Origin of the sequence: Bacteroides nordii (assembly GCF_019930665.1) — a bacterium.
GTDB lineage: Bacteria > Bacteroidota > Bacteroidia > Bacteroidales > Bacteroidaceae > Bacteroides > Bacteroides nordii.
This window is the reverse complement of record NZ_CP082886.1, coordinates 4,871,591-4,886,036: the sequence shown is the minus strand read 5'-3', so window position 1 is coordinate 4,886,036 and position 14,446 is coordinate 4,871,591. Positions and strand designations below refer to the sequence as shown.

Below are 14,446 nucleotides of genomic sequence, written 5' to 3'. Positions count from 1 at the left end.
TTTCGGAGAGAATGAATATCTTTGGTCATATGAGTTCCTATATCTATAATATGAATTAGTTCCATATTATAGACATAGGAACCTAAACACAAAACTCAATATGCCGGGAAGAAATAGGCATACTTACCAGTCTTCAATCTTGTAACAATTTCCTTATAAGGCATCACGTTTCCATCCTCCGCATCATAATATTTTGCAGGTAATTTGCCAACATAAATGAAAGGTTCATTAATTTTCCACACATACCATTTTACAGACCTCTCAACCCTGTCAATATCTCCATCTATTCTAAAAAAGACATCTCGATAGTCGCCTAACTCTAAAGATTTACCAACCTTATACCAAACACTATCTGCAATACCTATTCTCAAAACGGTATGAGCATAAAACTCAACTTCACCAGTTATTATTTCAGAAATATCAGGAATATAGTCCATAGGATAATGTTCTTTAAACACCCGAATAACAGAACTATTTAATTGTGTACTATCTATTGCGAAGTACTGAAAAAAGCGCTTGTACTGACCGTCTATTTCAGCAAAAACACATCACCGATTTTGGTTACGATTCTTTTTGCCATAATCATTTTTTATTCCTAATCCATTCCAGAATTTCGGAGAGAATGAATATCTTTGGTCATATGAGTTCATATATCTATAATATGAATTAGTTCCATATTATAAATATAGAAACCTAAACACAAATCTCAATATGCCGGAAAAAAGTATGAATACTTACCTGTCTTGAATCTTGCAATAAGATTCTCGTAAGGCATCACACTTCCATCATCTGCCTCATAATATTTTTCAGGTAATTTGCCAACATAAATGAAAGGTTCGCCAATTTTCCAGACATACCATTTTTCGGACCTTTCAACCCTGTCAATATCTCCATTCATTCTAAAAAAGACATCTTGATAGTCGCCTAACTCTAAAGATTTACCTACTTTATACCAAATGCCATCTGCAATACCTCTCCTCAAAACAGTATGTGCATAAAATTCAACTTCACCAACTATTATTTCAGAGATATCAGGAATGTAGTCCATAGGATAATGTTGTTTAAATACCCGAATAACAGAACTATTTAACATTGTACTATCTATTGCAAAGTACTGAAAAAAGCGTTTGCACTGACCATCTATTTCAGAACAAAACACATCACCGATTTTGGTTACGATTCTTTTTGCCATAATCATTTTTTTATTCCTAATCCATTCCAGAATTTTGGAGAAATTGAATTTCTTTGGTTATATAATTGTCCGCCATTTTTTTGCATTCCATACTTATTTATTAAATTCTGTTCCATTATGCGGGCTGGCATGCGAGGTAAATTTCCTGTCCCAGGTACCGGGGTATACTTCAATCCAGCCCTATTAGTCCCGGAATTCAGATGCTCATTAAACCGCACATTAGGATCTCGTTCAGTAATGCCTACATATCTTACTTTTCCTTCTGCATCGGTACCCTGATAAACACTATTTGTTCCACCCTGCGCCGCTTTCTTTGCCTGCGCAACTTCACCAACGCCTTTTACAGCTCCACTAATCACCCCCGAAGCCACTCCAAACGCAGCACCTTGACCTCCCTGCTTTAAAGCATCACCAAGGCTTGAACCGGTACCCAATGCCATACCTGTACTCAAGGCAAAGCCGGTAGTAGCATTTAATGCCCCTTGTGTCAGAGCTTCCCGCAATACCGGACTCGCAATACCGGAAGTAAGGTTTTGAATAGGCCCTGACAAAGCGTTCCCTAAAGAAGCACCCAGATAGGACGTTGCAGCTCCCATCACGGCAGAGCTTCCTACTTGATCCCAACTAATATTCCCCCAGCCATTATTGAAACCCTGACTTAAGATATTATTACTTGCCCCCAATACTGCAGCACCAGCTATAGGCCCGACATAAATGGTAATGACCCCTGAAAGAGCACCTGCACCGAAAAAGGCAGCACCTTGACCGAAACTGTGTACGTTGCCTTGAACTACATTAATGACCACATTGACAACACCACCGATTATAGCGGAAATAAGATCGTCAATCAGAAAATACTCTCCCGTAGGGTCGGTATACAACAACGGATTATTTAAACAATAGCTATACCGATTGAAGTTCTGACTGAAATCCGGAGCTTGTACATACGGATCGGGACTCAAAAAACGTCCCAATGCCGGGTCATACAAACGAGCATTCATATTAATTAATCCAAAGACCGCCAAGTGCTCATGTCCGGTATAACCTCTTCCTAAGAAAAGCGCAGGTTCATCACCAGGTGCATAGAGTTCATGGTTTTCAGGATCACGAAGTCTGCCCCATGCATCATAACTTAACTCCTGGACAAGACTACCCATAGGATCGATCACATGTGTGATACTACCCAGATAATCACGACAAATATAATAAATATCCCAATTGCCATCATCTTTTTTCACATAAACTGCAGGTGCAGAATACGCATCTCCTCCTAAATAGAGCTTTTCTTGAATGGAGTCATTTGTTAGATCAAGTTCATATTGATTACCGATATAATAACGGGTCAGGATATTTGTATCATTTTCCTCCAACTCCATTTTTATACGATCAGCATTTCCATTATACTCCAAAATGGCAGTATAATCATCCTCAAAAATAAAAACGGGCCGCATCATAGCATTGTAAGTCACAGCCTGATTTCGTAACGAAATAGCATCGCCATACGGAGTAACAAGCTCTATAGCATAAGGCTTTGTTGTACTATAATCAAATTTACCAACAGTGGTATAATCTGTTATATTCCCTTTTTCATCATATGTCATTGTTTTCCCACCAAAGGAAGTCAAACGATTCAAAGCGTCATAACCGAAATTTTCCTGTAATTGACGCATATCGTCTTTTCGCCAATTCAAATTACCGGTTTGCGAAGAAAAGTTATACGTAGAGAAATGTACTATTCCAAATTGAGTCGCTACAATTCTTTGTGTGGGGTGCCCATACCTATCATAGCTATAGACATGGTTTAAAGGTCCAGTAGTTTCATTAGTCAATAATCCCAAATCATCCTCACTTTGCAACTGCCAAATAGAAATCCAATTGTTCAACCTGATTCCCGAAAGAGTTCCATTCGCATAAGTATAATTTTCCGTAGCAATATCACCTGTTTGAGATGCATACGCTATTGAAGAGATATTGCCATCGGTATACGTATATGTCTTCTGCAACCATTTATCATCCACAGCCTCTTCTCGTTCAGTGGAAAGACGCATTAAATCATCGTAGATATAAGTTTTACCTGAACCATTAGTACCTGATTCAGATGCTAAGAGTCCATCCGAATTATAAATATAATTTGTAGTGAATTCACCTATCTGTTCTTTATGTGTTATACGATTGTAGGCATCGTATATCGTTTGCGTTACTTTCCCGTTTGCATCTGTTTCCCTACTGATATTACCGGCGGCATCATACTCAAATGTTTTAATTCCCGCACTGGGATCCACCAATTTTGTCTGCCGAAGATATCTATCGTATCCAAATAAAGTAGTTACACCACCAGGAGCTTCAATGGAGGAGAGTTGTCCATCTACGCGATAATTGTAAGTGATTGTACCCCCACCATCTTCGACAGTTACTAATTCACCTGCGGCATTGTATGTCTTTTTGCTCGGCAATCCATTAATAACAGATGTCTCACTTAATCCGTTATACGAATAACTATCAGTCTTTCCGGAAGCATAATCTACACCTGTGAGTCTATCATACTGATCATAGGTATATCTGTTCCATAAGGAAGCCTTACCTTTAAAAGGGAGAGATGACTGTTGCAAACGTCCCTTATTATCATACACTTTATCTGTATATAGATACTTACCGTTAAATCGCTTCTCACCAATTCTTACTTCTCTACCTAAAGCATCGGTATAAACCTCTTGATCCGGTTGTCCGGTAGCGGTAGTAGTCATTAATATCAAGGCCCCGGTAGGAGAAGTAATCCATTTTGCTGTACTGTTCTCTGTGGTACCATCAGGAAAAGCAGTCTGTATCTTTCTACCCCAAGCATCATACGTATAAGTAGTAATGTGATTTTTATGGTTTTTGACACTATACCGAAATCCATTACTGTCGTAACTATAATCTTCATAAAGCCCCAATGGATCAGTTTTACGAGTCAGTTGTCCATTGGAATTATAAGTATACCTCACTTCCAACCAATGGGTAGAGGAATAGTCTTTGGTCTTAGTACAAATCAAATTGAACTTGTCATCATATTCAAAAACTTCTTCTTTTACTTTATCAGAACTTGTGATATATTGTTCTTTTTTTATTGGCAAATAGTTGGTATTATAAACACATTTTGTAAGCCCCACTATAGCCGCCTCTCCATTTCTTTTCTTTGTCACCTCTTGCGTCAAAGGTAAGCCTAAGATATAGATAGAGTTTTCATTTATATTCTGAAAAGTATTACTTTGAACGGTTTCTAATCCATTACCATAATTTATAATCTCTTTTAGAACATTGCCATACGTATCATAGATATAACTCCCCGTTAGTGAAACATTCTTAAGCTTATCCGTCGAGACCTTATTTGTTAACCGAATTTGCGCTATTTTATTGGCTGTAATTGCAATGTTGTAGGTATAAACATTTGAGTGTTCATACGATTCATCTTTTATCGGTACAGAGAAACGCTGCGGATCGAAGGTTTGAGAAGTATACTTATCTGTAACATAGTCATAAACCTTGACTTCCCCAAATCCTCTGAATCCAAGACCTTGTTTATGAATAATAGCATTTGAGTACTCATAAGAAGCATTACTCAGCATAACAGAATCACAGTACGTCGTTACACTATTGGCTACAGTCAATCCTCCCTTATAATTTTGATAAGGAAACTGCGCACCTGAACCTGGGCTGTAAAAACGTGAAGACTCATCATTAAGTCTCTGATAGCCTACTTTTGTAACAATACCATAGCTATTTACAATACCTGTTAAAAGCCTGTTCTTAGAGTCATCATTCTGATAAGTAATGCGCGAGGCAATACCACCAGTTTGCAAACCAATCAATTTACTATAAAAATTTCGACTCTGTATATTTGTAGGTATCAATATAGTTTCGTTAGGAACAGTAATAATTTTAGTCCCTTTATTGGTACAGTCTGCAATAAAATAAGTTTGTAACCTCGCGTCAGGCCCGGCACTATAGATTTCCACTAAATCCGTCTGTCCATCAGCATTCATGTCTTGTAATATAAACCTATTCGATGTTGTTTTTATCGTCATAGTAATAGACCCTACATTAAAAGTACCATCACCTTCAGAAGTAAAAATATTCCAAGATGCGCTCCCTCCCTTAGGAGGAGATAGTAGAAAATCGGTCTTATTATCTCCGTTGAATTCACCAAGAAGAAGATCACGGTCTCGTAACATTCCATTACGCAGTTGTATATCAGAAGCAACTTTATTACATACCATACGCTCCCCAACCTTACTAAAAGAATAAATCTGTGTTTCTGAGTCATTAATCCAACACAACTCCGTTTTACCATCACCATCATAATCTATAGCATAGATTTTATGAGAACCGTTAGCTGCTTCATCAGCTGATATTGTGTCATCGCCATATTTAGGAAATTGTTGCCAAAAGGAAAAAGGGCTTCCCTCGTATAAGATTTTATTTCCCTCTAAATCAATTAAATAACACATTGAAGGAGCACCTTTCCCTAAAGCATTGGAAGCAGAGACAACCAATATTTCCATTTTACCATCTCCATTAAAATCTCCGGTATAGTAAAATTTAGGATTAATACTTTTAGTATCACGATGAGTCAACAACGTATTAAATGAGAAAGAGCGAGTATACTTTTTTGCAATACCTGCAAACAGATCACTCGTATACACGTGAAAATCAACTTTGTCAAGATCACCTGCAACATAATTGTTAATTTTTACAATCTCCTCTCCCTCTACTTCATCTACATCCATACAAAAAATATCAATAAAGCCATATTCCGTTTTCAATTCAGGATTAAATTCAGACATCTTTCCGCTTAATCCGGTTGCCACAACAATCGTTTCATCTCCGGTATACTGATTTTCAAAATGACTTCTTGAGTGACGAAATGTTCCGGGTTTTCTCCAATACTCCACATAATGAACTTTATTTGGTAACATAATAATACCATCATTATCTGTCCCATAATCAAATTTACCTTTCACCGTACGTACTTGCCAAGCTTCATCAAAATTATACCAATGCACTAATTGAGTATCTTCTTTTTGATAAGTTGGAATCTGCTGATTATCTCCATAATATAGAATCAAAGGATTTAATGAATGCCCTGAAGCTGTGCAATCCACTTTACTAATGACAGAAACACCCCCTTGAGTAGCATAAGTCAAAGAATACACTCTCTGCACTGAACCCAAAAGATTCGTAGAAACAGAAGAAAGTAAATAGTCATATCGAAATCCTCTACCTGCACTATAGACCACTTGGATATCCGGACGTGAAGTAGCATAGTGGAAGTCCACCCAAGCCTGCTTAGCACTGCCATAAGTTACTCTTGACAATCGATAGTGGTTTTGAAGCGAGGTATATGAGTAATAAATCTCATTATCAGCCCGATCTTTCATTCGAGTTACATAAAAAGTCACTCCATTATTGGTCTCATACCAAGCACAGCGACCATCAGGGAAATAAGCTTCAAAGCTCGTCATAACAGAATCAGAGCCATAATACCCCTTCACTTTAATATTACCTTGTTCTGTTTGATAGGTCAAAAAAGTAGAAGAGATTCCCACCTGTAACAATCGCTGCCCATCAAGAGAAAACGAACAAGTAGGACTCGCAGTAGTTATTCCTGAGGTTTGTCCATCATAATAAATAGATTTATTAATCACCGCTATAACAGACGCTCCTGATAGATTCCATCCGTTTCCTAAGGGTCCATTACCTCCAAGGCTATTGTAATTCAACGCAATTTGTGGAGTGAACCCTCTCGGATCAGGATAAACCTCTAATGGAATACTCATAGTCATTGCCCCCGAAGGACCTACAGCAGTATTGCATTTGATTTCCCCTACATCTTTAGTTCGATCAATTGCATAAGAATTTGGAATATGAGGATGAAGTTCACCATCAAATGAGTGAGTTGACCGAATCTCAGGAATTGTACTTCTCGTTATTGCTGCACTATCTATTACTAACCCCTTAGGACCAATAGTATCAATAGGTATGTTTACTAAATCTTTCAGGGAAATCTGAGCCTGAGAACTGATAGCTACTATCAGCCCTACTATATATATAATCAGCCTTTTCATCGTTATTCTTTTATAATTTTCCAGGAAGTTTTCTCATCACCAAGTTCAATCTGCATTATATAAATACCATTTGGCTCTGAACTAATATCCAAACTGGTTGTAGTAGAAGTTATTTCTGTTTTTACTACCATCTTTCCTGCAAAATTAAACAAAGTCAAATGACCAGTAGTCAAGTTCTCACTATCACCCGAGACCGTAATGAGTAAGTTACCTTTCGTTGGATTCGGGAAAATCTGAATGATACGTTCATTCATCCTATCTGTAAACGGCTTTATATTGTCTGAGTCATTAGAAAAAGCACTACGAGTCAACACGATTTCTTTTTTTATGCGATTACCTGCTTTATCATAAGTATATTTTATATGATTTTGTGCAGAGACACCAATAAACACAGAAGTGAATAAAAAGAGTAAAAGCAACCTTTTCACTAATTTATTTTTCATTTGTACACGGGATTAGTTACAGAATGGACATTACGATTTCAAACTCAGTAGTTACGTATTCTAAAGGAATATCAAGTGAAGAGGCTGTGGCACAGCCTTCAAAAACAATCCTCCCAGTCACTTGATCAGTAACTTGTAAGTATACACCTTGTAACGATGAATGAAAGAATAGAATAAGCCGGCAATCTTCAACATAGCCTGTAATTAAAGGAGAGCATCCTTTAGTCTGAACAGTGTGCTGCAAAAGTTCAAGGTGTGCAGGTTTTCGTTTAGGAGTATCTTGGCCTTTTCCAAATAAACTAACTGGCATTAAAATAAGTTGAACCAGAAACAAACATGATAGTAGTCTTTTTTTCATAAAATATTTAATATAAAATTTCATGCAAAACTACGACTAACGAAGTTACTTATTGAGAAAAACCGATAACATTACAATCCGACCAAACACCTAATAATAAAACAGTTATCACATCAAGCAATAACAAATTCATTTTTTACCCGTTTCTGTGTCTATTTTTAATCATTGAATATAGCTTTTTTCATTTTTGCCTTTAACCGGCTACGCCTCTGAATCACGATCTGTTTATTGATATTTCCTAAACAAAGCGCTATTGTTTGATCATCAAAATCACATAAACGTAAACAACAATAAAGGCAGTCATCTTCGCTTACTCCATGATAATTATTATGTAAATAAGTTATATAGCTACTATAAATTTCAAATACAGTCGAACGCAGAACTTTTTGTTCCTCGGTACGCAAAACCATCAATTCCTTTTTATTAAAAACTTTTTGTTCGCTCAATCCAACTACAGTTTGAAAAATAGCCGTTTCTCTAAATTTCAGATTACAGAGTTTTTCTTTTTCATCAAAGACTTTTTTAATTTCCAGATCTTTATATTTAAGTAATTTTTCTCTTTTCACTATCTCAAGCTGACATTGATTAATATCCCTTTTTAAACGTCCCGACTCCTCTTCGTACATAAGTTGAGCTATTTTACGGCGTTTTAAAATCTGGTGATAGAAGATAATAAGTATCAAAATAAAAATAATAGAAACAGAAATAACAGAACGAATTAGCAGAAGCATCTGTTTTTTTTCTTCATTTACACGTATTTCAGCCTCATATTTATAAGCTAATCGTTCAATATCAGAAACCTCATTTTGCTGATTCAAAGAATCAAGCAGACCGGCATATTGTTCATTATAACTAAGTGCTAATTGATAGTTTTCTTCTGCTTTCTCCAATTCAGCCAAATAGGCGCATGCTATTGCCCGAGGACCAACATTTGTAGTATTCAAACCTTCTTCCAAATAATATTTAGCAGAGTCTAATTGATTTTTTTGATAATATAACCACCCAATATTGATATATGAATTAAAAGAGTCATCTGTATCCGAATAAAAACTCAAAGACCTCTGAGCATACTTCAATGCCATGTCAAATTCACCAAACGCATCATAAGCAAGGCTCTGATTATGACAAAGCATACCCATAAAAAGAGAGTCTTTTTGATGCAAAGCATGAACAAATGCAGACTCATAACATTCGAGTGCAGTTTCTTTATTATCAAGTAAAGTATACACATCGCCCATATTCATCAAGGATACCATCATCCCTTTTACATTCGCCACCAATGAATCACAGTGGTAGGCCAAACAAAATTGCTCCGTTGCCCTTTCATATAAGTGCTTCCCTTTATACAACAGTCCTAAATCGGCATGAAGCATTGCTTTTAAATGTATTTGCTTACTATCACCCAAATTAATCTCCTTCAATGCTATGAAACAATTATCCATCGCTTCTTTATTCATCCCCATTTCTCTTTGTATCCGTTCTTTATACAGTAGAGCTCTTATTTTCTTTTCACCACGACCATAATAGTCCAATGCCACGTCAACCAACGAATCACAAGAGAGTAAAGACAAATTACATTTATTAGTACCTTGCGCCACTAGAAGCCCGTGATATATCTGTTCGGAGTTCGACAAAGAGTTATAAGGCAGAGAATAAAGCAGTTTTAATGCACTATCTGGAGAGGATTGCATTAACGAATCGGCTCGTAACAGGATACAATTAGAGGTTTCAAAACGACAACATGAAACCATAAAGCCACTCAATAATACCAAAACAATAAAAAAAACAAGTATTTTATTCATTACCCTACACTCCAAAATACAAAAGTAACTAAATATTATTACAAACAGGCAAAATGAATATAAATAACTGCTTTATTGCGAATTTTAGAAACGTATAACACTCTCAGAACTTTTTCGTAACTTTGCACCGTTTGCAAATAAGGATTAAACAAATGGATTTTAGGTATGATGTTATTGTAATTGGTGCCGGACATGCAGGCTGTGAAGCGGCTGCCGCTTCGGCCAATCTGGGCTCAAAGACTTGTCTGATCACGATGGATATGAATAAAATCGGGCAGATGAGTTGTAATCCGGCGATAGGTGGTATTGCCAAAGGACAAATTGTACGCGAAATAGATGCACTTGGTGGACAAATGGGGCTGATAACAGATAAAACAGCTATCCAGTTTCGCATACTAAACCGTTCGAAAGGGCCGGCAATGTGGAGTCCACGTGCACAATGTGACCGCAATAAGTTTATAGGAGCATGGAGAGAAGTATTGGAAAATACTCCCAACCTGCATATCTGGCAAGATACAGTGAAAGAATTACTCGTTGAAAACGGCGAAGTAACAGGGTTAATAACCATGTGGGGAGTCACTTTTCATGCGAAGTGTATCGTACTCACAGCCGGAACTTTCCTCAATGGATTGATGCATGTAGGTAAAAACATGCTCCCCGGAGGTCGTATGGCAGAGCCTGCATCTTACGAATTAACCGAATCCATCGCACGCCATGGGATCAGTTACGGACGGATGAAAACAGGTACTCCTGTACGAATAGACGGACGAAGTGTACACTATGAATTAATGGACACACAGGATGGAGAAGCTGACTTTCATAAATTCTCATTTATGGATACGAATGTACGCCATCTCAAACAACTGCAATGCTGGACCTGCTTTACCAATCCGGAAGTACACAGCATTCTTCGTGAAGGATTATCAGAATCTCCTCTTTTCAACGGACAAATTCAAAGTATAGGACCGCGTTATTGCCCCAGCATAGAAACTAAGATTGTTACCTTCCCGGATAAAGAACAACACCAGTTATTTCTGGAACCAGAAGGAGAAACCACACAAGAATTATACCTGAATGGTTTTTCATCTTCATTGCCTATGAACATACAGATCGAAGCTCTGAAAAAAGTTCCGGCATTTAAAGATCTGGTTATATACCGTCCCGGGTATGCGATTGAATACGATTTCTTTGACCCAACCCAATTAAAACATACGTTGGAATCGAAGATAATTAAGAATTTATTCTTTGCCGGACAAGTAAACGGAACTACCGGATACGAAGAAGCAGGCGGCCAAGGTATCATTGCCGGTATCAATGCGCACATTAACTGCCAAGGTGGAGAACCATTTACACTGGCACGCGATGAAGCATATATTGGCGTATTAATCGATGATCTCGTTACCAAAGGAGTAGATGAGCCCTATCGTATGTTCACTTCCCGTGCAGAATACCGTATTCTTCTTCGCATGGACGATGCTGATATGCGTCTTACAGAAAAAGCCTGGAAATTAGGACTCGTCAAAGAAGATAGATATACTCTGCTGAAAAAGAAACGCGAAGCAGTGGAACGTATTATATCTTTTGCACGAAACTATTCGATAAAAGCAGCTCTTATTAATGATTCTCTCGAGAAATTAGGTACTACCCCGCTGCGTCATGGATGTAAATTAATCGACCTGATTAATCGTCCGCAGATAACAATAGAAAATATCGCAGAACATGTACCGGCATTCAAGCGTATACTTGACGAGATCACGGAGAGAAAAGAAGAAATTATAGAAGCTGCGGAAATTCTTATTAAATACGAAGGCTATATCGGGCGAGAGCGTATCATTGCAGATAAACTGGCCCGATTGGAAAGCATCAAGATCAAAGGCAAATTTGATTATAGCTCGATTCAATCGCTTTCAACGGAAGCACGCCAAAAGCTGGTTAGAATAGATCCGGAAACAATTGCTCAGGCAAGTAGAATTCCTGGAGTATCACCAAGCGACATCAACGTATTGCTGGTGCTTTCGGGAAGATAAGAACATGCGTTTCACGTGAAACAAAACATTTAAGAAAACGAAATAAATCCATGATTATGAGCAAAGAAAGGCTTATTAAAAGTATCCGGGAAATACCCGATTTCCCCATACCGGGAATTCTTTTTTATGACGTAACCACTCTATTTAAAGATGCTGCATGCCTGCAGGAACTCTCGGACGTAATGTATGAGATGTACAAAGACAAAGGTATCACAAAAGTAGTAGGCATCGAATCAAGAGGATTCATTATGGGTCCGATTCTTGCGACCCGTTTAAACGCAGGATTCATCCCAATACGCAAGCCCGGCAAACTTCCTGCGGAAACCATCGAAGAGAGTTACGATAAAGAGTACGGAAAGGATACTGTACAGATACACAAAGATGCTCTCGATGAAAACGATGTAGTATTACTGCACGACGACTTATTGGCAACAGGTGGGACAATGAAAGCAGCTTGTGATTTAGTAAAGAAACTAAAGCCAAAGAAAGTATATATAAACTTTATCATTGAACTAAAAGAGCTGAACGGCAAAGCAATGTTCGGAGATGATGTAGAAGTAGAATCCGTATTGTCTTTATAGATATAAATTGTTATATTTGCAGGGCGTAGTTATGTTACTACGCCTTTTTTTATATGGAAACAAACCAAGAACTGAAAACCAGCGAATATCTGAAAGGGATTGTATCTAACCTCCCCGAAAGGCCCGGCATTTATCAATATCTGAATGCCGAAGGTACTATTATATACGTAGGAAAAGCCAAAAACTTAAAAAGAAGGGTATATTCCTACTTTAGCAAAGATCATGAACCGGGAAAGACCAGAGTACTCGTCAGCAAAATTGCAGATATACGTTATATTGTCGTCAATTCTGAAGAAGACGCTCTCTTATTAGAGAATAATCTTATAAAAAAATATAAGCCGCGGTATAATGTTCTGCTTAAAGACGATAAAACATATCCGTCTATTTGCGTACAAAATGAATATTTTCCACGAATATTCAAAACGCGCAAAATCATTCGGAACGGCTCCTCTTACTATGGCCCATACAGTCATGTGCCATCTATGAATGCAGTGTTAGACCTGATAAAACACCTATACCCACTACGGACATGTAGCTTGAATCTGTCACCGGAAAACATACGCACAGGTAAATTCAACGTTTGCCTTGAATACCATATAAAGAACTGCGCCGGACCTTGCATAGGGCTCCAATCACAAGAGGAATACCTAAAAAATATCGATGAAATCAAGGAAATATTAAAAGGAAACACCCAGGAAATAAGCCGTATGCTATTCCAGCAAATGCAGGGATTGGCCGCTGAAATGAAGTTTGAAGAAGCACAAAAAATAAAAGAGAAATATACACTTATAGAAAATTATCGCTCAAAATCAGAAGTAGTAAGCTCGATATTACACAATATCGACGTATTCTCTATTGAAGAAGACGAGCACAATTCAGCATTTATCAACTACCTGCACATCACGAACGGAGCCATCAATCAGGCTTTCACCTTTGAGTATAAGAAAAAGCTAAACGAAAGCAAAGAGGAGCTTCTTACATTAGGAATCATCGAAATGCGGGAACGCTATAAGAGCCTTTCACGTGAAATCATTGTCCCATTTGAAGTAGATATGGAACTGAATAACGTCGTTTTCACCGTGCCACAGCGAGGAGACAAAAAGAAATTATTAGACCTCTCTTTACTCAACGTAAAACAATACAAGGCAGACCGGATGAAGCAATCAGAAAAGTTAAATCCGGAACAAAGAAGCATGCGACTGATGAAGGAGATCCAACAAGAGTTACATCTGGAAAAACCACCTATGCAAATAGAGTGCTTTGACAACTCCAACATCCAGGGTTCGGATGCAGTAGCTGCCTGTGTCGTATTCAAGAAAGCAAAACCATCGAAACAAGACTACCGAAAGTATATCATTAAAACCGTAGAAGGTTCCGATGACTATGCATCTATGAGAGAAGTCGTAAAACGGCGTTATCAGCGCGCCATAGAGGAGGAAAGCACCCTACCCGACCTCATCATCACAGACGGAGGAAAAGGGCAAATGGAGGCCGTAAGACAAGTTATGGAGGAATTACATTTAAATATTCCTATTGCAGGCCTTGCCAAAGATCGAAAACACCGCACATCAGAGCTTTTATTTGGTTTTCCACCTCAAACAATCGGATTAAAACAACATTCTCCCCTTTTCAAATTACTGGAGCAGATACAAGATGAAGTACACCGTTTTGCCATTACTTTTCATCGTAATAAACGCAGTAAACGCCAGGTAGCTTCTGCCCTCGACACAATCAAAGGCATCGGAGACAAAACAAAAACCGCATTACTAAAAGAATTTAAGAGTGTAAAACGCATCAAAGAAGCCTCTTTAGAGGATATCAGCGCTATTATAGGCGAAACCAAAGCAAAAGTTGTTAAAGAAAACCTGCAATAACAGAGACATTAAATGCATTCACAGGCTATACGTCTCATTATAAATAAATACAAAGCACATGTGAT

The 14,446-nt window shown here is 37.8% G+C and carries 9 protein-coding genes; 3 read left to right on the top strand and 6 right to left on the bottom strand.

Going from position 1 to position 14,446, the window contains the following annotated elements:
• Window positions 1–95: 95 nt before the first annotated feature.
• The 6 genes from K8P02_RS18950 to K8P02_RS18925 all read right to left on the bottom strand — a co-directional run bounded on the left by K8P02_RS18950 (window position 96) and on the right by K8P02_RS18925 (window position 9,899).
• Window positions 96–437 carry a hypothetical protein gene (locus K8P02_RS18950; RefSeq protein WP_002558601.1) on the bottom strand — a complete coding sequence of 114 codons (342 nt, stop codon included), beginning with the start codon at window positions 435–437 and terminating at the stop codon, window positions 96–98.
• 269 nt (window positions 438–706) lie between these two features.
• Window positions 707–1,192, bottom strand: coding sequence for a hypothetical protein (locus K8P02_RS18945; protein WP_002558600.1), 486 nt, complete (start codon window positions 1,190–1,192; stop codon window positions 707–709).
• 2 nt (window positions 1,193–1,194) lie between these two features.
• Window positions 1,195–7,296 (bottom strand): RHS repeat-associated core domain-containing protein, encoded by a 6,102-nt coding sequence (locus K8P02_RS18940; RefSeq protein ID WP_025866696.1) that lies wholly within the window; start codon window positions 7,294–7,296, stop codon window positions 1,195–1,197.
• A gap of 2 nt (window positions 7,297–7,298) precedes the next feature.
• Window positions 7,299–7,739, bottom strand: a complete 441-nt coding sequence (locus tag K8P02_RS18935; protein ID WP_002558598.1) for a T9SS type A sorting domain-containing protein — start codon at window positions 7,737–7,739, stop codon at window positions 7,299–7,301.
• Window positions 7,740–7,755: 16 nt separating this feature from the next.
• On the bottom strand, window positions 7,756–8,097 hold the full coding sequence (locus K8P02_RS18930) for a hypothetical protein (protein ID WP_155921403.1): 342 nt from the start codon (window positions 8,095–8,097) through the stop codon (window positions 7,756–7,758).
• A 158-nt stretch (window positions 8,098–8,255) separates the two neighbouring features.
• A complete protein-coding gene (locus K8P02_RS18925) occupies window positions 8,256–9,899 on the bottom strand; it encodes a tetratricopeptide repeat protein (RefSeq protein ID WP_122201184.1) in 1,644 nt (547 codons plus the stop codon).
• A gap of 152 nt (window positions 9,900–10,051) precedes the next feature.
• Here K8P02_RS18925 and mnmG point away from each other — a divergent pair, with 152 nt between their 5' ends.
• Genes mnmG through uvrC form a run of 3 tightly spaced genes read left to right on the top strand, consistent with a single transcriptional unit; the run spans window position 10,052 to window position 14,381 of the window.
• Window positions 10,052–11,926 carry a tRNA uridine-5-carboxymethylaminomethyl(34) synthesis enzyme MnmG gene (gene mnmG, locus K8P02_RS18920; RefSeq protein WP_002558595.1) on the top strand — a complete coding sequence of 625 codons (1,875 nt, stop codon included), beginning with the start codon at window positions 10,052–10,054 and terminating at the stop codon, window positions 11,924–11,926.
• Window positions 11,927–11,976: 50 nt separating this feature from the next.
• Entirely contained in the window at window positions 11,977–12,507 is a 531-nt protein-coding gene (locus tag K8P02_RS18915) for an adenine phosphoribosyltransferase (RefSeq protein WP_002558594.1), read from the top strand.
• 53 nt (window positions 12,508–12,560) lie between these two features.
• A complete protein-coding gene (gene uvrC / locus K8P02_RS18910) occupies window positions 12,561–14,381 on the top strand; it encodes an excinuclease ABC subunit UvrC (RefSeq protein WP_223381686.1) in 1,821 nt (606 codons plus the stop codon).
• The last annotated feature ends 65 nt before the right edge of the window (window positions 14,382–14,446 follow it).